This window comes from Gilliamella sp. B2838, assembly GCF_026536185.1.
GTDB lineage: Bacteria > Pseudomonadota > Gammaproteobacteria > Enterobacterales > Orbaceae > Gilliamella.
The window spans coordinates 132,225-157,742 of record NZ_JAFNOO010000002.1 but is presented as its reverse complement, the minus strand read 5'-3'; the positions used below and the strand labels follow the sequence as shown (position 1 = coordinate 157,742).

Sequence of the window (25,518 nt, the reverse complement as noted above, 5' to 3'; positions counted from 1 at the left end):
AAACATTAAAATATAATAGTACGTTGATTTAAGTGATTTTAACAGATAATTAGCATATAGTAAGCATAGTTTATGTAACATTCGCACTTTTTATTAAAATTTAGCTTAAAATTGAGAAACAATATGAAAATTATCAATAATCCTGTCCATTTTAACAAAAACGATGTGTTCAATCTAACCAAACGAGTTTTGTATAAAGGGTTTTTTTCATTACTTGAATATCGTTTTCAATACCGTAAATTCGATGGTTCAGTTAGTGAATTTGTCACTAGAGAAATTTTAGAACGTGGGCACGCTGTTGTGTTATTAGCTTATGATGCTAAACGTGACGAAGTGGTTTTAATTGAACAAATTCGTATTGCCGCTATTGAAACTCAAGATACTCCATGGATGTTAGAGCTGATTGCCGGCATGATGGATCATGAAAATGAATCTTGTGAAGATGTTGCAAGACGCGAAGCTATGGAAGAAGCAGGGATTAAAGTTGGTCGTTGTATGCCAATTACAAGTTATCTGGCTTCACCTGGTGGTCTAACTGAAAAATTGCATATTTTGGTTGGTGAGGTTGATTCAACGACAGCAAAAGGTGTTCATGGATTAGCTGAAGAAAACGAAGATATCAAAGTGCATGTAGTGAGCAGAGAACAAGCTTACCAATGGGTCGAAGACGGTTTAATTAATAATGCGGCTTCAATTATTGCCCTACAGTGGTTACAACTTAATCATCATCGATTAAAAAATGAGTGGATGTAATGAGTATTGCCGATCACATTTAATTATTTCTTCCATTAAAATGTGATCTATTTTACACTTTAATATAACGCTTGGATTTATAATAAAAATTATATCACTTGCTACACCCCTAGGTTTTGCTATTTCCGTCATTAACTGTAATGTATTAATGAATAATTGAGGTGAATTTTGGAATCACTTTTACAGCTTCCAACACAAAATAAACAACACGCCAAAATATTACAAATTACCGATATGCATCTTTTTGCCGGTGACAGCAGTGTATTACTTGGTGTAAATTCAAATGCAAGTTTTTTAGCCGTGTTAGATGAAATAAAAAGCGCCAAAAGAAAGTATGATTTAATTGTGGCAACTGGCGATTTTGTACAAGATGGATCCAAACATGCTTATCAACGTTTTGCAGAGCAAATTATAAGTTTAAAAACGCCTTGTGTGTGGTTAGCTGGCAATCATGATAACTATAGCTATATGCAGTCTGTTTTTGCCCATTATGATTTAGCTGATAATAAGGTGGTATTACTTGGCGATAAATGGATAATCATTCTTCTTAATAGCCAAGTTGAAGGGCAAGCTTACGGCTTTTTAAGCAATATAGAGCTTGAATTTTTACAACATACTTTAGTCAAATATCCAGATAAGAATGCATTAGTTTTTCTGCATCATCACCCTATATCCTCCAGTTGTCATTGGCTTGATCAACATATTTTAAAAAATAGTTGTCAATTGGAGCAAATTGTCCAAGGTCACCAACAAATAAAAGGGGTGGGATGGGGACATATTCATCAAGAGCAAGATCATTTATGGCATCACTGCTTAGCGTTTTCAACGCCATCAACTTGTGTTCAATTTAAACCAAATAGCTATGATTTTCAGTTAGCAGATAAAGATGCGCCAGGTTGGCGCGAAATTAAATTAAATGATAATGGTTCAATTGACACGTCTGTTTTTCGAATTTGTGATAATCGATTTGTACCGGATTTATCACAAAATGGCTATTAATTACTGTAATTAAATATCACCAATTACAGTAATGGAGCAAAAAAGTAAAAGAGCCGTTCAACGACGTGCTGCCAAATGGGTCGTTGTTTCCAAGTTTCGATATTAACTTCGTCTGATTGCGCTAAATATTTTTGTAAAAGGTTAGATAACGATTGGGCAAATTCAGCATCATCAATGACGGTGGTAATTTCAAAATTTAACCATAAACTGCGCATATCTAAATTTACAGTACCAACTAAGCTTAACTGGTTATCAATTAACACACTTTTTGTGTGCAATAAGTTATCATTAAACTGATATAGCTTTACACCACCATCGAGCAGTTCCGAAAAGAAAGCTCGGCTTGCCCATTTGACCATTAATGAATCATTCTTTTTAGGAACAATAATAATTACTTCAACCCCTCTTTGCGCAGCGGTACAAACTGCATGTAAAATATCATCGCTTGGTACTAAATAGGGTGTGGTGAAAATAATTTGCTCTTGTGCTGAATAAATAGCAGTGAGTAACACCTGATGGATCATGTTTTCCATATAACCAGGACCAGAAGCAATAAGTTGCATGATATGCTTTTTCTCTTCTGGTGGTTCTGCAAAGTCAGTAATTTGCGGTAAGGCTAAATCGGTACCGGTTTCTAATTCCCAATCACTAGCATAAATTGCACCCATTAAGGTGGTGACAGGTCCACGCATTCTTACCATAACATCGACCCATTCACCAACATGCTTATTTTGTTTAAAAAAGCGTGGATCGACGATATTCATACTACCTGTATATGAAATATAATTGTCAATAATAGCCACTTTACGATGTTGGCGCAGATCGAGCCGTCTAAACATAAAGCGCAATAAATTAACTTTAAGCGCTTCAACTATTATAATACCAGCTGCTCGCATTCTTTTGCTTGCGTTAGTTTTAAGAAAATGGCGACTACCTGCTGAATCAACCATTAACCGACATGTTACCCCTCTTTTGGTGGCCGAAATCAGTGCGCTTTCAACATCATCTGCTCGACCGCCTTCGTTCCAAATATAAAAAACCATTTCAATATTAGACGTGGCTTGATTAATGTCTTCAATGAGTTTATCAAATATGGTATCGGTGTCACTAAGCAGTTCGATATGGTTACCGTTTATACCATCCAGTCCGGTCTGGTGTTTACAAAGTTGGAAAATGGGTTTACTGACTTGGCTAACTTTGGTGGTAAAAATATCAGAAAATACACTAATTCGATTGATAAAATTAGCAATGATTGGCCGCATTTTTTGCGCACGTTTAACGCGTTGTTGACCTAAATGTGCTTCACCAAGTGAAAAATAAAGAATAATCCCAACGATAGGTAAGATGTAAATGACCAACATCCAAGCAATGACATAAGTTGTTGGTCTACGCTTAAACACTATCCGTAAAGTTACTGCAACGATTATCAACCAATAAACGAAGAAGATTAATGAACTAATTAAGGCATGAAATGAAGTATATTGCATATTAGTTAACTATTGCTTAAGTTTAATTGACTAATGGGATCTTTGCTACAATCATAATGCTGAAAAATTTCAGGTAATGGCTTAGGATTGTTATGTTTATCAACTGATACATAAGTAAATACTGCGTCAGTAATACAAAAACGTTGAGGGGTGTCTGATGTGTCGAGTACTTTTTTTACCCAAACCTCAATGCCAATCGTGATTGAGGTTTTACCTGTTTTAATACAATGAGCATAACAACAGACAACATCGCCAACCATTGCCGGTTTATAAAATGTGATACTACTTGCATTGACTGTTACTACACGGTTTCTGGCAATTTCTTTTGATAAAATTCCGCCAGCTAGATCCATTTGTGACATAATCCAACCACCAAAAATATGGCCATGTGGGTTTGTGTCAGCAGGCATCGCAAGTGTTCTTAATACCAATTGTCCTTTAGGATTAGTTGTGTCTTGTTTCATGATGAAAGCCTTAGTTATAACATTTTACTCGGTACTAGCGTGTTTTTTTAAATTTCGATAAATATAGATACCAGATATTAATGATAATAGTAAAGAGGCACCGGGTAAAATAAATACTTTGAAAATCCAAAAAAATTCATCAGGAGCATAATAAGTTGTGATTAAACTGATGACTCCACACGAAATGAAAAATACTATCCATAACAAATTTAGTCTATTCCAGACAGCTAAGTTTAATTGTAACTCTTTACCAAGCATTTTCTGTAAAAGATTTTTTTTAAAAATAAATTGACTAATTAATAAAGCAGAAGCAAAGATAAAATTAATGATTGTCACTTTCCATTTAATGATATTGGGTTCACGAGTATATAATGTAAAACCACCAAAAATCATGATCATTAGGTAGGATAACAACTCTACTTTATCTATTTTTCGATAAATAACGAGAATAATAAGAAAAGCAATGGTTGCTGAGATCATGAGTGCTTGAACGCCAGCAAAAATATCATACATTGTTAAAAAGACAAAAAAGAAAATCAGTGGAATAAAATTCAAAAGTTGTTTCATGTAATTATTAACCTGATAGATGAGATACTTATTAAGAGTTAAATAAGAAAAAAAGCCTATTAATAATAGGCCTTATTTTTTGGTATGAAGTTCGGGATGTGCTTTACAATTTCCTGATTGGCAATGACCGTAAAGATACAAACTATGGAACGTTAACTTAACGCCATATTGTTCGGCAATTTCTTTTTGTCTGGTATTAATAATTTCATCACGAAATTCAAATACTTCGCCACAATCTAAACATATTAAATGATCATGGTGTTTTTGAGTTGATAGCTCAAAAACCGCTCGTCCACCTTCAAAATTATGACGTGTAACAATACCCGCATCATCAAATTGATTTAAAACACGGTAAACTGTGGCAAGTCCAATTTCTTCACCCATATCAAGTAACTTTTTATAAAGATCTTCGACTGTGATATGTTGACATGAAGGATCGCGCAATAACTCTAAAATTTTTAATCTTGGTAAAGTAACTTTTAAACCTGCGCTTTTTAGTGCAGCGTTATTATCGTTATCATGATTTGTCATATTGCATTCCAGTTTAGTTAATTAATCAGTTATATTATAAGACTATGTACGGAAAATAAAATAAATCACTTTGATAGATTAAATATTCATTTCGCTTTTGACTTGATTTACCCACGTAGCGATGCGTTGTTCTGTCAATTCTGGTTGGCGATCTTCATCAATTGCTAATCCAATAAAATGGTTATCGTCAACTAAACTTTTAGATGCTTCAAAGTTGTATCCATCAGTTGACCAATGCCCAACAATTTTGGCACCTTTCGGTTCAATAATATCGCGTATAGTTCCCATTGCATCACAAAAATATTCGGCATAATCTTCTTGATCACCACAACCGAAAATAGCAACCGTTTTACCATTAAAATCAATTTGCTCTAGATTAGGAAAAAAATCATCCCAATCTGCTTGTGATTCACCATAATACCAAGTCGGAATGCCGAAAAAAAGATAATCATATTTTTCTATATGTTCTTTGGTGGTTTTAGCAATATCAAAAAGATCTGCTTGTTCACTTCCTAAAATAAGTTGGATTTGTTTAGCTACATTCTCTGTATTACCTGTATCACTACCAAAAAAAATACCGACGTTTGCCATATTTGTACCTTCACTGTTTTACAATATAAAAAATATTTTTTGAGTATATCATTGTCACCTGTTATCAGCAATAATTCTCAATTACCATCATCATACCATATTATTTGCTACACAATTGATTGATCTTGGATTAGAATTGTTGAAAATTTAATAATAACATAAGTTTTGGAATTTATTTATGAACCTGCACGAGTATCAATCAAAATATCTTTTTAAACAATATAATTTACCTGTTCCAGAAGGTTATGTTTGTAACTCAATTGATGAAGTACAAGATACCTTAGCTAAATTGGCGTCTCAAGCAGATATTCACGCTTGGGTGGCAAAGTGTCAGGTTCATGCTGGTGGTCGTGGTAAAGCAGGCGGCGTGATTTGTACACACGATTTTAATGAAATCAAACAGTTTGCAGAAAAGTGGCTGGGTAAGCATTTAGTGACTTATCAAACCACATCTAAAGGTCAACCGGTTAATCAAATTCTCATTGAAAAAGCGTCTAATATAGATAAAGAACTGTATTTAGGTGCAGTAATTGATAGAAGTTCTAAACGCGTAGTTATTATGGCCTCTACAGAAGGTGGGGTGGATATTGAAAGTGTCGCTGAAAAATCACCCCATCTAATTCATAAAATTTCACTCGATCCTTTAACCGGACCTTGTGCGTATCAAGGACGTGAACTCGCATTTAAATTGGGTTTATCCGGTAAACTAATTAATCAATTTGCTAAATTATTTGTCAATCTAGCTACACTTTTTTTAGAAAACGATGTGTCTTTAGCAGAGGTGAACCCTTTAGTGATTACCGATGCTCAAGAGTTGATTTGTTTGGATGCGAAAGTTGTTATTGATGATAATGCGCTTTTTAGACATCCAAATTTGAATGTGCTAAGAGATACCACACAAGAAGATGAACGCGAATCAATTGCCGCCAAACAGGGAATTAGCTATGTATCTTTAGAAGGTAATATTGGTTGTATGGTTAATGGCGCAGGTCTTGCCATGGCTACGATGGATATTATCAAATTATATGGCGGTGAACCGGCTAACTTTTTAGATGTTGGTGGCGGCACGACCAAAGAACGTGTATCTGAAGCATTTAAATTAATTTTATCTGATAAAAATGTTAAAGCAATTTTAGTCAATATCTTCGGTGGTATTGTTCGATGTGATTTAATTGCTGATGGAATTATTAACGCAATAAAAGAAATAGGTCTTGCGGTTCCTGTTGTTGTCCGCCTTGAAGGTAATAATGCTGAGATTGCTCGAGAGATATTAGCTGAAAGTCAGTTAAATATTATTACTGCAAAAAGTTTAATTGATGCTGCACAAAAAATAGTTGCTGTTGCATAATAAGAAAGAGTGGAGAACGGAAATTATGTCAATTTTAGTTAATAAAGATACCAAAGTTATTTGCCAAGGATTTACTGGCAGTCAAGGAACCTTTCATTCACAGCAAGCATTAGCCTATGGCACTAAATTAGTTGGTGGTGTAACACCAGGCAAAGGTGGAACTCAGCATTTAGGTTTACCCGTTTTTAATACCGTAAAGGAAGCAGTAGCAACTACGGGGGCGACTGCAAGTGTTATTTATGTACCAGCCGCATTTGGTAAAGATTCAATTTTAGAAGCAATTGATGCCGGCATTAAATTAATTGTCTGTATTACAGAAGGTATTCCAACCTTAGACATGTTAATAGTTAAAGAAAAACTAAAACTAAAACAAACCGATACTGTCATGATTGGACCTAACTGCCCGGGAATTATTGTTCCTGATGAATGTAAAATAGGTATTATGCCGGGGCACATTCATTTAGCCGGTAAAATAGGCATTGTTTCCCGTTCTGGTACTTTAACTTATGAAGCAGTTAAACAAACTACCGACATAGGGTTAGGTCAATCAGTTTGCATCGGGATTGGCGGTGATCCTATTCCAGGTAGTGATTTTATTTCAATTTTAAAATTACTTGAGCAGGACCCTAAAACAGAAGCCATTGTTATGATTGGTGAAATTGGAGGTAGCGCGGAAGAGGAAGCCGCTGAGTATATTAAAAAACATGTCTCTAAACCTGTTATTGGTTATATTGCAGGGGTATCTGCACCATCAGGTAAACGTATGGGGCATGCTGGCGCAATTATTTCGGGTAATAAAGGCACTGCTGAAGAAAAAACCAGAACACTACAAGCTGCAGGTATAACTGTTGTTAGTAGTTTGGCTGATATCGGTGATGTTGTAAAAAAACAATTTAATATGTAGTTTTTTGATATCCGTCAAATTATATTTTAAAATATTGATGTACAATATCGGTCAATAACGATATTAATTTAGTGAGCATTTATGTAGTAGGGAGCAAATATGTTTGATATAGTTGAACTATCACGCCTCCAATTTGCACTCACTGCAATGTATCATTTCATCTTTGTACCATTAACGCTTGGTTTAGCGTTTTTGTTAGCAATTATGGAAACAGTATACGTTGTAAGTGGTAAGCAAGTTTGGAAAGATATGACCAAATTCTGGGGAAAACTCTTCGGTATTAATTTTGCCGTTGGTGTTGCCACAGGTTTGACAATGGAATTTCAGTTCGGCACGAACTGGTCATATTACTCACACTATGTGGGAGATATTTTTGGTGCACCACTAGCTATCGAAGGGCTAATGGCATTTTTCTTAGAATCGACAATGGTTGGTCTATTCTTTTTTGGTTGGGATAGATTAAGTCGAGGTAAGCACTTATTGGTTACTTGGTGTGTTGCATTCGGTTCAAATCTTTCTGCATTGTGGATATTAGTGGCTAATGGTTGGATGCAATTCCCTGTTGGATCTGAATTTAATCCTATCAATGCTAGAATGGAAATGGCGAACTTTTTTGAGTTAATTACCAATTCTGTTGCGCAATATAAATTCGTGCATACTGTTGCAGCAGGTTATTTAACTGGCGCTATTTTTGTTTTAAGTATTAGTTCATACTATCTACTTAGAAAACGTGATGTTGCTTTTGCCAAACGTTCTTTTGCTGTAGCTGCAATGTTTGGTTTTATTATGTCGATTTTAGTTGCGTTTATGGGCGATGAAGCTGGTCACGAAATGACCACTGTTCAACCAACTAAACTCGCTGCGATTGAAGGTGAGTGGGAAACTCAACCTGCTCCAGCATCATTTAATGTTATAGCTTTTCCTTCTCAAAAAAATAAAGAAAATTTATTTGCTATTGAGATTCCATATGTTATGGGTATTATGACAACACGTTCATTAGATACTCAAGTTATTGGTTTGAAAGACATCTTAAATACCAATGAAACCAAGATTCGTAATGGTGTTTTGGCTTATACAAACTTGGAAAAAATTCAAAAAGGTGATCAAGATCCTGCCGTATTAAAAGCTTTTGAAGATAATAAAGCTGATTTAGGTTATGGTTATTTGGTTAAACGCTTTACTGATCGTGATAATTTAACTATTCCTGAAGCAACAGAACAACATATTAAAGCTGCTGCTGAGGATTCTATTCCTACCGTTTGGCCGCTATTTTGGGCATTCCGTGGTATGGTTGGTCTAGGATTATTGATGATTCTTGGTACTGGTTTTGCTTTGTGGACCACTTATAAAAATAAAATTACAGAAAGACGCTGGTTACATCGTTTATTAATGTTGTTTTTACCATTCCCATGGCTTGCTTGTGAGTGTGGTTGGTTTGTTGCTGAATACGGTCGTCAACCTTGGGCTATTCAAGATATTTTACCAACAGGTGTAGCAAATTCGTCATTAACTCCAGGTGAAGTATTATTTACAATGATATTGATTTGTGGTCTTTATACCTTATTTTTAGTTGCTGAAATGTTTTTAATGTTTAAATTTGCACGTTTGGGACCGAGTTCTTTAGGTACAGGCAACTATCATTATGAAAAAACACAACCGGTAACAGAATAGGGCATAGGGAGTATACACAATGATTGATTACGAAATTGTACGCGTCATCTGGTGGGTGCTGATTAGCGTTGTTTTAATCGGTTTTGTTGTCACAGATGGATTCGATATGGGAGTAGGTATTTTACTACCATTTATCGGAAAAACTGATACAGAACGTCGTATTATGATAAATGCCATTGCCCCTCATTGGGATGGTAACCAAGTATGGTTAATTACTGGTGGAGCAGGTATATTTGCAGCTTGGCCAATGGCTTATGCTGCTTCATTTTCAGGTTTTTATATTGCGATGATATTAGTGTTATGTGCGCTATTTTTTAGACCAATTGGTTTTGATTATCGTAGTAAATTAGAAAATTCAAAATGGCGTAACTTATGGGATGGCGGTATCTTTGTTGGGAGTTTTGTTCCTGCATTGGTATTTGGCGTTGCATTTGGAAACTTACTAGAAGGTGTTCCGTTTAGATACGACAATACTTATCGTGTATTTTATGATGGTAACTTTTTCGGTTTGCTTAACCCATTTGCTCTATTAACAGGTGTCGTTAGTTTAATGTTAATAGTTGCTCATGGTGGAGCATGGTTGCAAATGAAAACCTCTGGTGAGCTTTATTTGCGCGCAAGGAAAGCAACTCAAGTGGCAAGTTTGATTTTAGTCATTGCTTTTGTTTTAGCTGGAGTTTGGGTAGCTTTTGGTATTCATGGATATGAAGTGACAAGTGTTATTGATCACAATGCTGCCTCTAATCCATTAGCGAAGACTGTATCGACCGATACATCATGGTTAACAAATTATATGAATTATCCAATTTTATGGTTAGTGCCTGTTTTAGGTGTCGTTTTGCCATTGTTAACTATTCTTTGTTCTGGTTTAAATAAAAACGCATTAGTTTTTATTTTATCGTCATTAACAATTGCTTGTGTATTATTTACTTATGCTATCGCAACATTCCCATTTATTATGCCATCAAGCATTATGCCAAATGCAAGTCTAACTATATGGGATGCAACATCAAGTCAATTAACACTTAATATTATGTTTGTAGTGGTATTAATCTTCTTACCAATAGTGCTTTTATATACTATCTGGTCATATATTAAAATGTTTGGACGACTTGATAAAAATCATATTGAAAATAATAAACATTCTCTTTATTAAGGAACAGATATGTATTATGTATTATGGTTTGTAGGCATTATTGCAGCTTGTATGTTATCTGCCGTTACTGGATTATGGGTAGAACATATTAGTAGTGATAAAGAGTCAAATAATCAGTAAGTTATTAGTATAAAGTTAATTAAAAAGGTGGCTTATCGTCACCTTTTTTTAATTTAAAAATTGTCACTATAATCGAATTAGTCACAAATGATAATTGTTTTCATTTAAGTAATTTTATATCATAGTGCGGCGAATTTTATATTTAGATATAATAACAACAAATTTTTTTTACGTGATATTTGAATATGAAACAATTTAATTGGAATGCAAGGGTTTATTATGAAGATACCGATGCAGGTGGAGTTGTCTATCATGCTCGGTATCTTGCTTTTTTCGAACGAGCTAGAACCGAAATGCTAAGACAACTCGATATTAGTCAACAAAAGTTATTACAAGAAGGTATTGCTTTTGTTGTAAAAAAGATGGATATTAGCTACCTCTTTCCAGCTCGTTTAGATGATATGCTGACAATTAGCAGTAGCATTGAGCAAGTTCGCAAGGCGTCTATTATCTTTAAACAGACTATTTTTAATCAAAACAAGCAAGCTATCAGTTCTGCTGATGTGATTATTGCGTGTGTAGATATGACTAAAATGAAGCCATGTGGGCTTCCTAAGTTATTAGTTTCGGAGTTTATATAAGTGGAAAATCTTAATATTATTGATTTGTTTTTACAAGCAGGTTTATTAGTACAATGTGTGATGATATTGTTACTGAGCTTTTCTGTTATGTCTTGGGCTATTATTTTTCAACGTAGTAAAATTTTAGGAAAAGCTAAAAAACAAGTTGATCAATTTGAAAATAGTTTTTGGGCATCTGATGAATTAAATGTTTTATTTGATAAAGCAAAATTCAATAAAGAAGATATCAGTGGTACAGAACATATTTTTTATTCGGGTTTTAAAGAGTTTTCTCGGCTATATCAAATTAATCCAAATATGTCAGAAGCGGCATTAGATGGCGCATCTCGCTCGATGCGATTAGCCATGAATCGTGAACTTGATAATTTAGAATTACATATTCCTTTTTTAGGAACAGTTGGTTCTATCAGTCCATATATTGGTTTATTTGGTACTGTTTGGGGTATAATGCACGCATTTATTTCATTAGGTGCAGTTAAACAAGCAACACTTCAAATGGTTGCACCTGGTATTGCAGAAGCATTGATTGCAACCGCTATAGGGCTATTTGCTGCTATTCCTGCGGTGTTGGCATATAATCGTTTATCATTAAGCGTCAGTAGAATAGAGCAAAGCTATTTAAACTTTATTGATGAATTTTCAGCTATTTTACAACGTCAAGCTGTTGCGGTTAGGAAGTAATTAATTATGAGCAGACGTTCACGTTATTCCACAAAATCTGAAATCAATATAGTTCCATTATTGGATGTACTATTGGTATTGGTATTGATTTTTATGGCAACTGCACCCATTATCAGTCAAAGTGTTGAAGTTGATTTACCTGAAGCGTCGGAATCAAAAACAGTTTCACCTTCAGATAATAAACCAATCATTATTGAAGTATCTGATGTTGGCGTTTACGCATTGATCATTGATCAAGATCGTCAATCAAATTTACCGCAAGAGCAAATTGTTGCCGAGGTTAAGCATCAAATTTCACTTAACGAAAAAGCTGTTTTTTTAGTTGGTGGTGCTAAAAATGTTCCTTACGAAGAAATTATAAAGGCGTTGAATTTATTACAATCTGCAGGCGTTAAATCTGTTGGATTGATGACTCAACCAATTTAATTAAACATAATAATACGTTAAAAATGTCAGCAATGTCTTATAAGCCAAATTCTAAATTAAGCGTACCAATTGTAATATCTATTTTATTGCATTTAATATTAATTATCATTCTTGGCTATAGAGCTATACAAGATGATAATGCTAACTATGGTAGTATTAATGGTCAATCTATCGATGCGATTATGGTTGATCCCTCGGTTATGACTGAACAATATCAAAGGCAATTACAAGCTCAAACCAGTCAACAAAAGGCGGATAAACAAAAACAACAACAATTAGAAAACCAGGCTAAAGAGTTACAAGAGAAGCAATTAGCTGAACAGCAACGGTTAAAAGATCTTGAAAAAGAGCGTTTAAAAATTGCTGAACAACAAAAACAGCAAGAGGCAGAAAAAGCCGCTGCTGAAAAGGCCGCAGCCGAGAAAGCTGCCGCTGAAAAGGCTGCAGCAGAAAAAGCCGCTGCAGAGAAGGCAGCCGCAGAAAAAGCTGCCGCTGAAAAGGCTGCAGCAGAAAAAGCCGCTGCAGAGAAGGCCGCCGCAGAAAAAGCTGCCGCTGAGAAGGCCGCAGCCGAGAAAGCTGCCGCTCAAAAGGCCGCCGCAGAAAAAGCCGCCGCTGAAAAGGCTGCAGCAGAAAAAGCTGCTGCTGAGAAGGCCGCAGCCGAGAAAGCCGCCGCTGAAAAGGCTGCAGCCGAGAAAGCTGCCGCTGAAAAGGCTGCAGCCGAGAAAGCTGCCGCTCAAAAGGCCGCCGCAGAAAAAGCTGCCGCTGAAAAGGCCGCCGCTGAAAAGGCTGCGGCAGAGAAAGCCGCCGCTGAAAAGGCCGCAGCCGAGAAAGCTGCCGCAGAAAAAGCCGCAGCCGAGAAAGCCGCCGCCCAAAAAGCTGCGGCAGAGAAAGCTAAACAAGCTAAAAATGATAAAGCATTAAATGATCTGTTAGGTGGATTAACCTCATCAGGTGCGCCAAGTACTTCAAATGCTCAAGGAGCAACGGCTAGCCGTAAAGGTGTGTCGGATGGTGAATTAGACAAATATAAGTCATTAGTACAAAATGCAATAAGTAATAAATTTATTAATCCTCCTAATGTTTATAGTGGGCAACACTGTGTTTTGCAGATTCAAATTGCGCCCGATGGATTATTACTTAATGTCATTTCAAAAGGTGGGGATGATGCTTTATGCCGAGAAGCGCTTGCCGCTACCAAACTTGCGGTGATACCAAGACCTGCTAATAATCTGTATAATGAAGTAAAAAATATGACTCTTGAATTCCAACCAAAATAGCTTAATGTTCTAATTTTGATCTTCATAAAATAAATTTTCAACATCTTTCACTCAAAGATGTTGAAAATGATTTAAACGTCCCAATATATTTTCTATTCATTCCAAATTTAGTTATTGTAAGTAAGAGAAGGAGCAGAATATGACAACAATAGTCAGTGTTCGCCGTGAAGGGCAAGTGGTTATTGGTGGTGATGGGCAAGTGACACTTGGTGAACGTATAATTATGAAAGGCAACGCCCGTAAAGTTCGTCGATTATATAATAACAAAGTAATTGCAGGATTTGCAGGCGGCACAGCTGATGCCTTTACGCTTTTTGAATTATTCGAACGAAAACTTGAAATGCATCAAGGTCATTTAACCAAGTCTGCAGTTGAGTTAGCGAAAGATTGGCGTACCGATAGGATGTTACGTAAATTAGAAGCATTGCTTGCTGTTGCCGATGAAAGTGCCTCATTAATTATTACTGGTACAGGTGATGTTATTCAACCAGAAGACGATTTGATTGCTATTGGTTCGGGAGGACCATATGCTCAAGCGGCAGCACGTGCGCTACTGGATAATACTTCATTATCTGCACATGATATTGTGCAAAAGTCATTATCAATAGCGGGAGATATTTGTGTATATACCAATAACTTCCAAACAATTGAAGAGCTCAATTATTAATTAAACCGATTTAAGAGAAAATTATTATGTCTGAAATGACTCCTCGCGAAATAGTAAGCGAATTAAACCAACATATCATTGGTCAAGATAAAGCAAAACGTTCTGTTGCTATTGCATTGCGTAATCGTTGGCGTCGTATGCAGCTTGATGAAGCGTTACGCCATGAAGTAACACCCAAAAATATATTAATGATTGGACCAACAGGGGTAGGTAAAACCGAAATCGCCAGAAGATTAGCGAAATTAGCACGTGCTCCATTTATCAAAGTCGAAGCAACAAAATTTACAGAAGTCGGTTATGTTGGTAAAGAGGTTGACTCTATTATTCGAGATTTAACCGATTCCGCTGTCAAAATGATTCGTCAAGAAGCAATAGAAAAAAATCGCAATCGTGCACAAGAGTTAGCTGAAGAACGTATTTTAGATGTACTGGTCCCACCAGCGAAAGATGGATGGGGACAGGTTGAAAATAATAACGATTCAACAGCTAGACAAGCTTTTCGAAAAAAACTCCGTGAAGGTGCACTTGATGATAAAGAGATTGAAATTGAAGTAGCCGGCGTTAATATTGGTGTCGAAATCATGGCACCTCCGGGTATGGAAGAAATGACGAATCAATTACAATCGATGTTTCAAAATTTAGGTGGTCAAAAAACAAAACCACGTAAAATGAAAATTAAAGATGCATTTAAACAGTTAATTGAAGAAGAAGCTGCTAAACTTGTAAATCCTGAAGAACTTAAACATCAAGCCATTGAAGCTGTTGAACAAAATGGTATTGTGTTTATTGACGAAATTGATAAAGTTTGTAAGCGTGGTAATTCTTCTGGTCCTGATGTGTCTCGTGAAGGGGTGCAACGTGATTTATTACCTTTAGTTGAAGGATGCACGGTATCAACTAAGCATGGTTCAGTAAAAACTGATCATATTTTATTTATCGCTTCTGGTGCATTCCAAACAGCAAGCCCATCAGATTTAATACCGGAACTTCAAGGGCGTTTACCAATTCGAGTTGAATTACAAGCATTAACCAGTGAAGATTTTGAGCGTATTTTAACTGAGCCAAATGCATCACTCACTGTACAATATAAAGCACTTATGGCAACAGAAGGTGTGAATATTGATTTTACCACAGATGGGATACGTAAAATAGCGGAGTCTGCTTGGCAAGTAAATGAGCAAAATGAAAATATTGGTGCTCGTCGATTACATACCGTGCTTGAACGTTTAATGGAAGAAGTTTCGTTTGAAGCGAGTGAACTTAATGGGCAAACAGTTACAATTGATGCTAAGTATGTTGGTGAGCATTTAGATAAACTCGTTGCAGATGAAGATCTAAGCAAGTTTATTTTGTAGTTTTATTTTTAACTGGTAAACAAAAAAGGTGAGTATATTACTCACCTTTTTTATTATTCATTTGTCTTATTTTTATTTAGTTAGTAAACCTTCTAAAAGATCTACTGCTTTTTGTTTAGAATTTGATTTAGAGTCATCTTTTGAATTACGTCCTTCAAGTTTATTGCGTAATTTATCTAACTTGTCTTGCAACTTATCACTAAATAAATCCTTAATGACTTGTTCTAAATCAATTTGGTAATGAAGATTAGCAAATTGCCCATAAATATGTAACGGTATAGTTAGCTTTTGTAGTTTTGCAATGGTATCGTTTTTACCATTCCAGCCACCTAAAAGTTTAATGTTTAAATTCACATCTAAATCTTTTTGAGTCATACCAACTCTGCCTGAGCCAGAGGTGACATCGAGTGTTTGAGAATTGGCTCCTAACGTTGTTAGCTCTAAATTACCATTGCTTAAATAGCCATTAGCTGTGATATTAGAAAATTCAGTATAGTTTTTTTGATTTTCTGGATTAGATATATCTTTGGTATATTTTGCTGCTGCAGTTTGAATAATATTATTGATATTAATATTATTTAATCTGGCATTGGTCACATTGATTGCTACGTTACCCTTTATACTTTCTAAGAGTCGATTACCTATTAATGTATTCGCTTCTAAATCACCATTTGCATTAAATGATCCTTGCAAATCATTAGGTGTTTCTATTTGGGTAAAGAACGTATTAAGATCAACATTACTAATTTTAGGACTCAATTTAATTAGTGTATTTTTTTGCTTACCATTTGCGATACCTGTTGCTATTACATGGCCTTTAGCAAAGTCAAAATTGATATCATGAAAGGTGGCTACACCATCATTATTGACCATATTTACATTGATATTATTCAATATAATGTTATTAGCATCTAATTGTTTTAAATTGAGTTTAAGTTTAGCATTGAAGCTATTAAGAAAATTGAGTTCGTTCTCAATTTTTTCAACGTTTGATACCACAGGAGGTGTTTGTTGTATAGTGATATTGTCGTTTACTTTTTTATCATTGGTTAAAAATGTCGATAGGTTCAATTTATCCGAGCTAAGCTGCAGATCAATATCAGGTTTGTTGTCTAAATTAGCAGTAAATGCACCATTAAAATTGTTTTCATTGATTGAAAAAGATAAATTTTTACTACTTAATTGCATTGGATTCGTTTGTTGATAATTAAATAATCCATTGATATTGCCTTTTAGAGCTTTAAACGATGAGGTAATGCCTTTATAAGAATATTCAAATTTCTTCAAATCAATAATTGCGCTATTAGGATATTGGGTTAAATCTACATCAGCATTAGCAGCATAATAAAGATCTTGTTGATTACGATCAACATTGCCTTTTACATCAATTGTCATTTTTTTATCTGATTTTTGCTCGATCGCTAAGTTAATATTGCGAAAGTTAATCAAATCATCTTTGTGTTGAATGACAACAGTACTATCAGTGACTTCAAGTTTGTTTAATGTAAACGCCCAATTTGATGGTTTTGCAGCTTGTTTAGTTTGTGATATTTCACCGTTAGATGTGTTTGGCTTGTTAGCTTCTTTGTTGTCAAAAACCAATCCTTTACTTTCATCGGTAATATTAATAATAGCCGATTTTATAAATACATTTTTGACAGTCAATTTTTTAGAAAACAGTGGGAACAACTCCACATCTAAACGCATATTATCTGCAGTTAGAATAGGTTTTTTAGCATCTTGATCAGAAAGTTTAACCGAATCAGTTAATATACTGACTTGTGGCCAAATGTGCCAACGTAAATTTCCTTCGATAGTTAATTCATAGCCTGTTTTATCTTTGACGGTATCAGTTATAAATCCTCGAAAATTATTGGGGTCAACAAAAACGATTAATGAGACAATACCGATTGAAATAATGAGGATTAAAATTAAAAGCGTAACCAATATTTTTTTGATCATATTAATGTTCCTTTAGAATATAAGCTACTAAGCGTGCTAGTCTTTATCAATACGACTGGCAACTGCACCTTGTTGATCTTTATATTTTGCATCTTTTCTGCTGTTGTAAGGTCTTGCTGCTTTCCCAGTTAATGTTTCAAAACTTAATGCGCCAATGGTCATTCCTGGTCTGAGCGCTAATGGGATTTTTCCCGAATTGTAAAATTCTAATACAATTTGTCCTTGCCAACCAGGATCGATACGGTGAGCGGTCACATGTACCATCAATCCTAATCTGGCCAGTGATGAGCGACCATCTAGCCAGCCAACTAAGTCGTCAGGAATAGTAACGGACTCTAACGTGACGGCTAAAGCTAACTCACCGGGATGAAGATAAAAAGCATCGCCTTCTGCAAGGACCATTTCTTCACTCATCACACGTTCAAGAACCGCTGATACTTGTTCTTTAGGACCACTCAAGTCTATATAAGGTGTAGTATGTTCCCGAAAGGTACGAAATTTATTACCCAATCTAACATCGACGGTTGCGCCATTGATACAATGAGTTGTTGGTTGCGGTGTAATTTTTAGTTTACCACTTTGTAAATACGCTTCGATATCTCGATCGCATAATCTCATGAGTTATCCTTAAATATACTGTTATTTGCTTATTCTAACAGGTTCTAACGATGCCGTCGATGTTGATAATTTAGGGTTTGATAACCCATGCACGACCATAATGATTATAGTATCCGGCTAATTTTCCTGGTTTATCACCGATTCCTAAATAAAGATCAAAATGTTGCCCTTTAATTGCGCCACCAACATCTAACGCTACCATCAACCGCGTTTCCCGACGACCTCGATATTGACCATCGTCATCAAGTAAGGGTACATCCACTAACACAACTGAACCAATTGGAATAAGTGATTTATCTGATGCCACCGATGCATTGGCAACCAGTGGTACCGCTGCTGCACCTTTTACCTCAGCATTAGGTTGAGGTTTAAAAAAAACAAATGAACGGTTTTGAATTAATAATGCTTTGACTTGTTTTTCACTTTTGTTTTTAGCCCAATCTTTAATGGCTTGAATTGACATTTTGTCTTTATCGATTTCGCCTTGTTCGACTAATAAGCGACCTATGCTTGAGTAACCATGACCATTTTTACCACCATAACAGAAGAAAACTAAAGGGGTACCATCTTCAAAATCAATATAAGCACTTCCTTGTACTTCCATAATAAAATTATCCATCAAGGAATTACTGTAAGCAATTTCAAGACCCTTTCCGGCTAGGGCTCCATTATAAATTTGTTCGCGATTCGGTAATCGTCCACTAGTTTTTGCAGGCATTTTATAAATAGGGTATTTAAACTCTGCATTTGGTTGGTGTCTTGCTTTGATGACAGGGGTGTAGTACCCCGTTAAATGGACATTACCATAACCATCTTGGCCTGCCATTTCATAACTATTTAGCCCCACTTTGTTAAATTCATCTGCCCCTAACGACCGGTTAATCCAGTTATCTATTGCTTTATAAATATGTTCATTTTTTCGATATAAAGATGGGGATGTAGATTTAATTTTGTTAACTTGAAGCACATAATCGGTAATATTGACTGGAATCCCCAGATCAGGATGACTAACATTGAGTGGCGAACTAAGTTTACCATCTTTGTACAGTTGTCCTTGTTTAAATTGACGTTTTGCATTACTTTGACATCCAGTTAAAACGGTTAGTACAAATAAAATGCACACAATATATATTCGATAATGGCGGTTATTTTCTTTCATCTTAGTTAATCATTATAATACGTTATAAAATTATAGGTGGTTATGCTACACAATTCTATTATAAGAAACTACCACTAAATGTGATGTTGCCATAAAAAGTTTTCATAACAATTAAGCTTGCGGTTTGACGGCATAAACTTTATAGTCCTACACTACGGATAGTAGTGTGAAATTTTGAAACTTAAAGGTAATCAATGCGATGAGCGATACATCTCCAAACAGTGATCTTAAACGAAATCTTTCCAATCGACATATTCAACTAATCGCAATCAGTGGTGCTATTGGTACCGGCTTATTTATGGGGTCAGGTAAAACGATCAGTCTTGCAGGACCATCGATTATTTTTGTGTATATGATAATTGGCTTTATCTTATTTTTTGTTATGCGAGCCATGGGTGAAATCCTTTTGTCTAACTTAAAATATAAATCCTTTAGTGATTTTGCCAATGATCTGTTAGGCCCTTGGGCTGGGTTTTTTACAGGATGGACTTATTGGTTTTGCTGGGTAATCACTGGAATAGCTGATGTTGTTGCTATTGCTGGTTATGCGCAGCATTGGTTCCCTCAATTACATGCATGGATCCCAATGCTCTTGACGGTAATTGTGTTATTGACGTTGAATTTATTAACAGTGAAAATGTTTGGTGAAACCGAATTCTGGTTTTCAATGATTAAAATTGTTGCAATTTTAGCATTGATTGTTGTTGGACTTGTTTTGATTTTGACTGCTTTTCACTCAGAGCAGACCAATACTACCGCTTCTTTTGCCAATTTATGGAGTTATGGTGGGTTTTTCCCTCATGGTTCAATGGGCTTTTTTGCTGGTTTTCAAATTGCAATCTTTGCTTTTGTGGGTATTGAATTGGTGGGTACTACAGCCGCTGAAACTGTTGATCCAAATAAAAATCTACCTCGAGCAATTAATTCGGTACCGGCTCGTATTATTTTCTTTTACGTTTTTGCGTTAATTATTATTATGAGTGTCACACCTTGGATTTTAATTTCGCCAAATAAAAGCCCGTTTGTTGAGTTATTTACCTTAATTGGTTTACCCGCCGCCGCCAGTGTTATTAATTTTGTAGTTTTAACTTCAGCTGCATCTTCTGCCAATAGTGGAATTTACTCTACCAGCCGAATGTTATTTGGGTTAGCCAAAAAACAAGATGCTCCAGAACCTTTTGGGAAATTATCGCGCAGATCTGTCCCTGCTAATGGTTTACTGTTTTCATGTACCTGTTTATTTGGTGGTGTAGTTTTAATTTATTTAGTACCGGACGTAATGGCAGCTTTTACCATTGTTACAACCATTTCCGCTATTTTATTTATGTTTATTTGGTCGATGATTCTGGTTTCTTATATCGCCTATTATCGAAAAAAAGCGGATTTACATCAGCAATCTAAATTTAAAATGCCTGGTGGCGTTTTAATGTGTTATGTATGCTTGGCATTTTTTGCTTTCGTAATTGTATTATTGACGTTTGAGACAGATACCCGCCAAGCGCTTATAGCAACACCAATTTGGTTTGTTATTTTAGCGGTAAGTTATTGTGTTCGTGGTTTAAAAAGACAGTAAAATCTAATAGTTAGGCAGGTTTTTTACCTGCCTAATATTATGAATTGTTTGCGGGTTTATTCTTTTTAGGCCAGATAAAACTGGCAATAATCCCTAAAGCTAATAGACCTAACACAATATATAAACTCATTGTTGGGGTTATGTCGATTCCGTATCCGAACAAATGGTTGCTAGCATTCAGAGCCAATTTGATAGCGATAAAAAATAATAAGCAAATAACAGCTTTACCTAAATGCACGAGATATTGTTGCATCGCTTCTAATACAAAGTACAGTGTTCTTAAACCTAAAATAGCAAATATCATTGCACTATAGACAATTAAAGGTTCTTGGCTCACCGCGATAACTGCTGGCACGGAATCAAAAGCAAACATGACATCACTCAGCTCAATAACGACAATACATAAAAAAAGCGGTGTTGCATATAACGCTTTGTGAGTATTGATATTGCTTAAATTTTTATTTTCTGGTTTAGTCAATTCATTTTGCACTTGTTTTCGTGACAAAAAAAAGTGATGACCAACCAGTTTGGGATAGGTTGGAAACAGACGGTTAGCAATTCGGTAAGCAATATGGTGTGAGTAATCTTTGATAGCTTGGTCATGATTTTGGTTTTTTAACATCATTACGCCACTGTAGGCAACGGCGACTGAGAAAACCAATTCCATCCAAGGACCTAGGGCTAATAATTCGGTACCAATGATGACAAAAATAGCCCGGAAAATAATCGCGCCTATCACGCCTAAGTAAAGTAATCGATGACGATAATTTTCAGGAATGCTGAACCACGAAAACAGTGCCATAATGACAAATAAATTATCGATTGAAAGCGCCTTTTCAAGCACATAACCTGTTAAAAATAAGCTTGCTATTTCAGCGCCGTGATGAATATATAAAAATAGCGCAAAACATAATGCAATAACAATCCAAAAAATAGACCAGGTTATAGCATTAGTTAAAGTAATAGGCTTATCATTATGATGAGCATATAAATCAATACTTATTGCTACAATTGCTAGTATAATAAAAACTAAAATGGTTTCTATAGGGAAACCTAATGAGTTGTGAATCATAGTGACATTACCTAATTTTCAGATTGATTTATGACGTAATGTAAGTATTGTTCTAAGTTATATCAAACATCTTCATAAAAATGATTGAGTATATATTGATAGCAAAACCAAAAAAAGATATATTTATCAAATTGTTTAAACTGTCTTTGTTTATTAAACTTTCGAGCAAACTTCCATGCTAAATTTTCGGCTATTTATCTTATTTATTATCGCAATTTTTTCCAGTCTACTCCAAGCACAATCTGTTGAACCTTATATTTCTACTCTACCCAAAGGCAGTGATATATCAATTTTAGTACAGACGGTTGAAAATAATCCTAAACTTTTAGCTAAATATAAAAGTGATCAATTCAAGCAACCGGCCAGTACACAAAAAGTGATTACTGCTTTAGCAGCCGAACTTGAGTTAGGCAGCGATTTTCGGTTTATTACACGAATGCAAACTAATGGCACAATAAGTAATAAACAATTAAATGGTGATTTAATTATCCAATTAAGTGGTGATCCAACGTTTTCGCGTGAAAAATTACGCAGTATGCTTATTGCTTTACGCCAAAAAGGGATTGAAAAGATTGCAGGTAATATAATTTTAGATACCTCGATTTTTACCAGTCATGATAAAGCACCAGGCTGGTCATGGAATAACTTAACGGCTTGCTATAGCGCACCTTCATCAGCCGCAACAATTGATGATAACTGTTTTTACGCAACAATTACACCGAATAAAGTTGGTGCTATTGCATCTGCTTCTGTTGCCGCTAGCAATCCTGTGATAATTACCAGTGATGTTCGGACTGTTGCTGCAAATAGTAAAGATTTAAATGATAAATATTGCGAACTTGATGTGAGTTATTCAGATAAAAATCGATATTATTTGTCTGGGTGTATCTCAGCTAGTGCCGATAAAATGCCATTAAAGTTTGCTGTTGTTGATAGTATTGAATATTTTTCAACGATTTTAAAGAATGAACTAAAAGCACAAAAAATAAGTTATACCGGTGGCATAATAGAAAAAAACAAAAAAACTAACTCACAACTTACCTTGTTAACCGCAAGTCAGTCTGCTCCTTTGTCTGATTTATTAACTGTGATGTTGAAAAAGTCTAATAACTTGTATGCTGATGCTATATTTAGAACTCTGGGTGCTCACTATTTTAATATCTCAGGTACCTGGCGTAATGGAAGTGATGCGGTAAAACAAATTTTACGCAAAAAAGCAGGAATTAATTTAGAGAATCTTGTCATTGCGGATGGTTCAGGATTGTCGAGATTAAATTTAGTTAGTGCCGATAAATTAATGGAAGTATTACAATACATTGCAGCTAATAATGCACGCTTAGGAATTATTGAAAAACTGCCCATAGCTGGAATAGATGGCACTTTGCAATATCGTAAAAGTTTTAGCCAACCACCGTTTAAAGAGGCTATTATTGCGAAAACAGGTTATATACAAGGTAGTTATAATTTAGCTGGATTTATTCAAAAATCTGATGGTCATTATATTGCTTTTGTTCAGTTACTGTCAGGCTATCAAGCTGAAAGCCAAAATGAGCCTAAAAGTGCAATTATGAAATTTGAATCTGAATTTTATAAGAATTTTGTTAACTAATGTGAATTACAGGAAGATTATACTTGCGTGTATATTCTTCCTTTTTTAATCGATAATTCGCTAAAGGTTATCGCCCAAAAAGCCGCCACTTTGATGTTTCCAAAGTTGTGCATATAAGCCATTTTTATTTAATAGCTGTTGGTGTGTACCTTGCTCAATGATTTTACCTTGATCGAGCACGACTAATCTATCCATTGCTGCAATGGTCGATAAACGATGGGCTATCGCAATAACGGTTTTTCCTTCCATTAAGGTATATAAACTTTCTTGAATGGCTTGCTCTATTTCAGAATCAAGTGCACTTGTTGCCTCATCCAAAAGTAAAATAGGGGCATTTTTTAAAATGACTCTAGCAATTGCGATTCGTTGTCTTTGCCCTCCCGATAATTTTATACCTCGTTCGCCTACATAGGCGTTATAACCTGTTCTACCTTTAGCATCGACTAATGTTTGAATAAAGTCATCAGCATGGGCTTTTTTAGCCGCTATGATCATCTCTTGCTCACTGGCTTGATTATTACCATAAAGTAAATTTTCTTTTACTGAACGATGCAGTAGCGAGGTATCTTGGGTGACCATACCAATTTTGGCACGTAAACTTTCTTGGGTAACATTGGTAATATCTTGACCATCAATAATGATTTTACCACTCTGTAAATCGTAAAAACGTAACAGCAAGTTAATTAGTGTCGATTTACCAGCACCAGAACGACCGACTAATCCAATTTTTTCACCAGGATTGATGGTAAGATCTAAATTCTCGATTACCGCATTTAACCGTTTTTTATCATAATTAAAATCTATATGCTTAAATTCAATTTTACCTTGATTGACTTTAAGCTCAGTTGCATCGGGTTTATCTGTGACAGCTTGAGTGGCTGAAAATGTTTTTATTCCATCTTTAACAACACCAATGTTTTCAAATAAGGACGCTATTTCCCACATGATCCAATGTGAAAAACCATTTAATCGTAGTGCAACTGCGGTTGTTGTGGCAATCGCACCCACTCCGACTAATTGTTGGCTCCATAGCCAGAGTGAAATCGCTGTCGTACTTAAAATCAGTGAAATAGAAAGCAAATGGTTTACAATTTCAAAACTGCTCACTAGGCGCATTTGTTTATTGACTGTAATTAAAAATTCATCCATGGACTCTTGGGCATATTTAGCTTCATTGCCAGCATGTGAAAAAAGTTTTACTGTCATAATATTGGTATAGGCATCTGTCACGCGTCCTGTCATGGTTGATCTGGCGTCTGCCTGCATACTCGCCACTTTACTTAAGCGTGGAATGAAATAGTACATAGCAATGCCAAAAAGGACACACCAGCCAAAAAAGGGTAATAAGAACCAAGGATCGAGTTGTCCAATAATTGCTGCCATGGTGATAAACGAGATAAGCACATAAACTAAAATATCTGCTACCAAAAAACAGGTATCTCGAACGGCAAGGGCTGTTTGCATGACTTTTGCTGATATTCTGCCTGCAAATTCGTCTTGAAAAAATCGCATACTTTGATTTAGGACTAAACGATGTAAATTCCAACGTATTCTCATCGGAAAATTACCAGCAAGTGACTGATGCTTAATAATGGTTTGTAAGCCAATAATCAACGTACTTGCTAAAATGATTAAGGTAAATAAAATTAATGTACTTTTTTCTTGTTGCCAAAATTTACTTGGCTCAATGACAGCCAGCCAATCAACTACTTTACCTAAAGCCGCAAATAAGAAAGCTTCAAAAGCGCCACTTAAACCACTAAGTATAATGAGTGATAATATAAAGATGCGAATGCCTTTTGTGGATTGCCAAATAAATTTAAAAAAGTTTTTAGCGGTAGGTTGTGCGTCATCTTTAGGATAAGCTGACACCAATTTTTCAAAAAATCGATACATAATTGACCCAATAATTAGTAAGGTTAGCCATTGATTTTTTATCAATGATCA

General features: G+C 35.4%; 25 protein-coding genes. 15 read left to right on the top strand and 10 right to left on the bottom strand.

Going from position 1 to position 25,518, the window contains the following annotated elements:
- The first annotated feature begins 123 nt into the window (after window positions 1-123).
- Window positions 124-753, top strand: coding sequence for an ADP-ribose diphosphatase (gene nudF / locus J3U63_RS02545; protein ID WP_267333275.1), 630 nt, complete (start codon window positions 124-126; stop codon window positions 751-753).
- Between the two features lie 168 nt (window positions 754-921).
- The gene (cpdA, locus tag J3U63_RS02540; protein ID WP_267343581.1) at window positions 922-1,752 is read left to right on the top strand and encodes a 3',5'-cyclic-AMP phosphodiesterase; all 831 of its coding nucleotides are present in this window, start codon (window positions 922-924) and stop codon (window positions 1,750-1,752) included.
- Window positions 1,753-1,775: 23 nt separating this feature from the next.
- Here cpdA and cls read toward each other — a convergent pair whose 3' ends face one another.
- From cls to fldA, 5 genes are all read right to left on the bottom strand, one after another.
- Entirely contained in the window at window positions 1,776-3,239 is a 1,464-nt protein-coding gene (cls, locus tag J3U63_RS02535) for a cardiolipin synthase (protein WP_267343580.1), read from the bottom strand.
- 5 nt (window positions 3,240-3,244) lie between these two features.
- On the bottom strand, window positions 3,245-3,703 hold the full coding sequence (gene yciA / locus J3U63_RS02530) for an acyl-CoA thioester hydrolase YciA (RefSeq protein ID WP_065634304.1): 459 nt from the start codon (window positions 3,701-3,703) through the stop codon (window positions 3,245-3,247).
- A 24-nt stretch (window positions 3,704-3,727) separates the two neighbouring features.
- Window positions 3,728-4,270, bottom strand: coding sequence for an inner membrane-spanning protein YciB (locus J3U63_RS02525; protein WP_267370360.1), 543 nt, complete (start codon window positions 4,268-4,270; stop codon window positions 3,728-3,730).
- A gap of 72 nt (window positions 4,271-4,342) precedes the next feature.
- On the bottom strand, window positions 4,343-4,801 hold the full coding sequence (gene fur, locus J3U63_RS02520) for a ferric iron uptake transcriptional regulator (protein ID WP_267333279.1): 459 nt from the start codon (window positions 4,799-4,801) through the stop codon (window positions 4,343-4,345).
- 78 nt (window positions 4,802-4,879) lie between these two features.
- The gene (gene fldA / locus J3U63_RS02515) at window positions 4,880-5,392 is read right to left on the bottom strand and encodes a flavodoxin FldA (RefSeq protein ID WP_267333280.1); all 513 of its coding nucleotides are present in this window, start codon (window positions 5,390-5,392) and stop codon (window positions 4,880-4,882) included.
- 178 nt (window positions 5,393-5,570) lie between these two features.
- Between fldA and sucC the strand changes: the two genes are divergently transcribed.
- From sucC to hslU, 11 genes are all read left to right on the top strand, one after another.
- A complete protein-coding gene (gene sucC, locus J3U63_RS02510; RefSeq protein WP_267333281.1) occupies window positions 5,571-6,740 on the top strand; it encodes an ADP-forming succinate--CoA ligase subunit beta in 1,170 nt (389 codons plus the stop codon).
- 25 nt (window positions 6,741-6,765) lie between these two features.
- On the top strand, window positions 6,766-7,644 hold the full coding sequence (gene sucD / locus J3U63_RS02505; protein WP_267370359.1) for a succinate--CoA ligase subunit alpha: 879 nt from the start codon (window positions 6,766-6,768) through the stop codon (window positions 7,642-7,644).
- A gap of 99 nt (window positions 7,645-7,743) precedes the next feature.
- Complete coding sequence (locus tag J3U63_RS02500; RefSeq protein ID WP_065634310.1) at window positions 7,744-9,315, top strand: cytochrome ubiquinol oxidase subunit I; 1,572 nt, start codon at window positions 7,744-7,746, stop codon at window positions 9,313-9,315.
- A 19-nt stretch (window positions 9,316-9,334) separates the two neighbouring features.
- Window positions 9,335-10,471: a cytochrome d ubiquinol oxidase subunit II gene (gene cydB, locus J3U63_RS02495; RefSeq protein WP_267333283.1), complete on the top strand. Its 1,137-nt coding sequence runs from the start codon at window positions 9,335-9,337 to the stop codon at window positions 10,469-10,471.
- 9 nt (window positions 10,472-10,480) lie between these two features.
- Window positions 10,481-10,591, top strand: a complete 111-nt coding sequence (locus J3U63_RS02490) for a cytochrome bd oxidase small subunit, CydX/CbdX family (RefSeq protein WP_141671549.1) — start codon at window positions 10,481-10,483, stop codon at window positions 10,589-10,591.
- A 185-nt stretch (window positions 10,592-10,776) separates the two neighbouring features.
- Window positions 10,777-11,172, top strand: coding sequence for a tol-pal system-associated acyl-CoA thioesterase (ybgC, locus tag J3U63_RS02485; protein ID WP_267333285.1), 396 nt, complete (start codon window positions 10,777-10,779; stop codon window positions 11,170-11,172).
- The gene (tolQ, locus tag J3U63_RS02480; protein ID WP_267333286.1) at window positions 11,173-11,853 is read left to right on the top strand and encodes a protein TolQ; all 681 of its coding nucleotides are present in this window, start codon (window positions 11,173-11,175) and stop codon (window positions 11,851-11,853) included.
- A gap of 6 nt (window positions 11,854-11,859) precedes the next feature.
- Window positions 11,860-12,279 carry a colicin uptake protein TolR gene (gene tolR, locus J3U63_RS02475; protein WP_065634314.1) on the top strand — a complete coding sequence of 140 codons (420 nt, stop codon included), beginning with the start codon at window positions 11,860-11,862 and terminating at the stop codon, window positions 12,277-12,279.
- Window positions 12,280-12,302: 23 nt separating this feature from the next.
- Entirely contained in the window at window positions 12,303-13,556 is a 1,254-nt protein-coding gene (tolA, locus tag J3U63_RS02470; RefSeq protein WP_416381278.1) for a cell envelope integrity protein TolA, read from the top strand.
- A 139-nt stretch (window positions 13,557-13,695) separates the two neighbouring features.
- Complete coding sequence (gene hslV / locus J3U63_RS02465) at window positions 13,696-14,223, top strand: ATP-dependent protease subunit HslV (RefSeq protein ID WP_065556332.1); 528 nt, start codon at window positions 13,696-13,698, stop codon at window positions 14,221-14,223.
- Window positions 14,224-14,249: 26 nt separating this feature from the next.
- Window positions 14,250-15,578, top strand: coding sequence for an HslU--HslV peptidase ATPase subunit (gene hslU, locus J3U63_RS02460; protein WP_267333288.1), 1,329 nt, complete (start codon window positions 14,250-14,252; stop codon window positions 15,576-15,578).
- Between the two features lie 72 nt (window positions 15,579-15,650).
- On the opposite strand, the gene asmA is transcribed toward hslU, so the two are convergent.
- From asmA to mltA, 3 genes are all read right to left on the bottom strand, one after another.
- On the bottom strand, window positions 15,651-17,540 hold the full coding sequence (gene asmA, locus J3U63_RS02455) for an outer membrane assembly protein AsmA (RefSeq protein ID WP_267348767.1): 1,890 nt from the start codon (window positions 17,538-17,540) through the stop codon (window positions 15,651-15,653).
- Window positions 17,541-17,576: 36 nt separating this feature from the next.
- Window positions 17,577-18,158 carry a dCTP deaminase gene (gene dcd, locus J3U63_RS02450; protein ID WP_065634318.1) on the bottom strand — a complete coding sequence of 194 codons (582 nt, stop codon included), beginning with the start codon at window positions 18,156-18,158 and terminating at the stop codon, window positions 17,577-17,579.
- Window positions 18,159-18,228: 70 nt separating this feature from the next.
- The gene (gene mltA, locus J3U63_RS02445) at window positions 18,229-19,317 is read right to left on the bottom strand and encodes a murein transglycosylase A (protein ID WP_267370357.1); all 1,089 of its coding nucleotides are present in this window, start codon (window positions 19,315-19,317) and stop codon (window positions 18,229-18,231) included.
- A 199-nt stretch (window positions 19,318-19,516) separates the two neighbouring features.
- On the opposite strand from mltA, the gene cycA reads away from it, so the two are divergent.
- Complete coding sequence (gene cycA / locus J3U63_RS02440; RefSeq protein ID WP_267333291.1) at window positions 19,517-20,890, top strand: D-serine/D-alanine/glycine transporter; 1,374 nt, start codon at window positions 19,517-19,519, stop codon at window positions 20,888-20,890.
- 37 nt (window positions 20,891-20,927) lie between these two features.
- On the opposite strand, the gene J3U63_RS02435 is transcribed toward cycA, so the two are convergent.
- Window positions 20,928-21,962, bottom strand: coding sequence for a TerC/Alx family metal homeostasis membrane protein (locus J3U63_RS02435; RefSeq protein ID WP_267333292.1), 1,035 nt, complete (start codon window positions 21,960-21,962; stop codon window positions 20,928-20,930).
- Between the two features lie 175 nt (window positions 21,963-22,137).
- Here J3U63_RS02435 and dacB point away from each other — a divergent pair, with 175 nt between their 5' ends.
- Entirely contained in the window at window positions 22,138-23,571 is a 1,434-nt protein-coding gene (gene dacB, locus J3U63_RS02430; RefSeq protein ID WP_267333293.1) for a serine-type D-Ala-D-Ala carboxypeptidase, read from the top strand.
- A 60-nt stretch (window positions 23,572-23,631) separates the two neighbouring features.
- On the opposite strand, the gene J3U63_RS02425 is transcribed toward dacB, so the two are convergent.
- The gene (locus J3U63_RS02425) at window positions 23,632-25,467 is read right to left on the bottom strand and encodes an ABC transporter ATP-binding protein (protein ID WP_267333294.1); all 1,836 of its coding nucleotides are present in this window, start codon (window positions 25,465-25,467) and stop codon (window positions 23,632-23,634) included.
- Window positions 25,468-25,518: the final 51 nt, after the last annotated feature.

What these genes read in the sequence shown, in the direction of transcription:
- nudF (WP_267333275.1), top strand. Translation starts at nt 124, where the DNA reads ATGAAAATTATCAATAATCCTGTCCATTTTAACAAAAACGATGTGTTC.
- cls (WP_267343580.1), bottom strand. Translation starts at nt 3,239, where the DNA reads ATGCAATATACTTCATTTCATGCCTTAATTAGTTCATTAATCTTCTTC.
- yciA (WP_065634304.1), bottom strand. Translation starts at nt 3,703, where the DNA reads ATGAAACAAGACACAACTAATCCTAAAGGACAATTGGTATTAAGAACA.
- J3U63_RS02525 (WP_267370360.1), bottom strand. Translation starts at nt 4,270, where the DNA reads ATGAAACAACTTTTGAATTTTATTCCACTGATTTTCTTTTTTGTCTTT.
- fur (WP_267333279.1), bottom strand. Translation starts at nt 4,801, where the DNA reads ATGACAAATCATGATAACGATAATAACGCTGCACTAAAAAGCGCAGGT.
- fldA (WP_267333280.1), bottom strand. Translation starts at nt 5,392, where the DNA reads ATGGCAAACGTCGGTATTTTTTTTGGTAGTGATACAGGTAATACAGAG.
- sucC (WP_267333281.1), top strand. Translation starts at nt 5,571, where the DNA reads ATGAACCTGCACGAGTATCAATCAAAATATCTTTTTAAACAATATAAT.
- sucD (WP_267370359.1), top strand. Translation starts at nt 6,766, where the DNA reads ATGTCAATTTTAGTTAATAAAGATACCAAAGTTATTTGCCAAGGATTT.
- J3U63_RS02500 (WP_065634310.1), top strand. Translation starts at nt 7,744, where the DNA reads ATGTTTGATATAGTTGAACTATCACGCCTCCAATTTGCACTCACTGCA.
- cydB (WP_267333283.1), top strand. Translation starts at nt 9,335, where the DNA reads ATGATTGATTACGAAATTGTACGCGTCATCTGGTGGGTGCTGATTAGC.
- J3U63_RS02490 (WP_141671549.1), top strand. Translation starts at nt 10,481, where the DNA reads ATGTATTATGTATTATGGTTTGTAGGCATTATTGCAGCTTGTATGTTA.
- ybgC (WP_267333285.1), top strand. Translation starts at nt 10,777, where the DNA reads ATGAAACAATTTAATTGGAATGCAAGGGTTTATTATGAAGATACCGAT.
- tolR (WP_065634314.1), top strand. Translation starts at nt 11,860, where the DNA reads ATGAGCAGACGTTCACGTTATTCCACAAAATCTGAAATCAATATAGTT.
- tolA (WP_416381278.1), top strand. Translation starts at nt 12,303, where the DNA reads ATGTCAGCAATGTCTTATAAGCCAAATTCTAAATTAAGCGTACCAATT.
- hslV (WP_065556332.1), top strand. Translation starts at nt 13,696, where the DNA reads ATGACAACAATAGTCAGTGTTCGCCGTGAAGGGCAAGTGGTTATTGGT.
- hslU (WP_267333288.1), top strand. Translation starts at nt 14,250, where the DNA reads ATGTCTGAAATGACTCCTCGCGAAATAGTAAGCGAATTAAACCAACAT.
- asmA (WP_267348767.1), bottom strand. Translation starts at nt 17,540, where the DNA reads ATGATCAAAAAAATATTGGTTACGCTTTTAATTTTAATCCTCATTATT.
- dcd (WP_065634318.1), bottom strand. Translation starts at nt 18,158, where the DNA reads ATGAGATTATGCGATCGAGATATCGAAGCGTATTTACAAAGTGGTAAA.
- mltA (WP_267370357.1), bottom strand. Translation starts at nt 19,317, where the DNA reads ATGAAAGAAAATAACCGCCATTATCGAATATATATTGTGTGCATTTTA.
- cycA (WP_267333291.1), top strand. Translation starts at nt 19,517, where the DNA reads ATGAGCGATACATCTCCAAACAGTGATCTTAAACGAAATCTTTCCAAT.
- J3U63_RS02435 (WP_267333292.1), bottom strand. Translation starts at nt 21,962, where the DNA reads ATGATTCACAACTCATTAGGTTTCCCTATAGAAACCATTTTAGTTTTT.
- dacB (WP_267333293.1), top strand. Translation starts at nt 22,138, where the DNA reads ATGCTAAATTTTCGGCTATTTATCTTATTTATTATCGCAATTTTTTCC.
- J3U63_RS02425 (WP_267333294.1), bottom strand. Translation starts at nt 25,467, where the DNA reads ATGTATCGATTTTTTGAAAAATTGGTGTCAGCTTATCCTAAAGATGAC.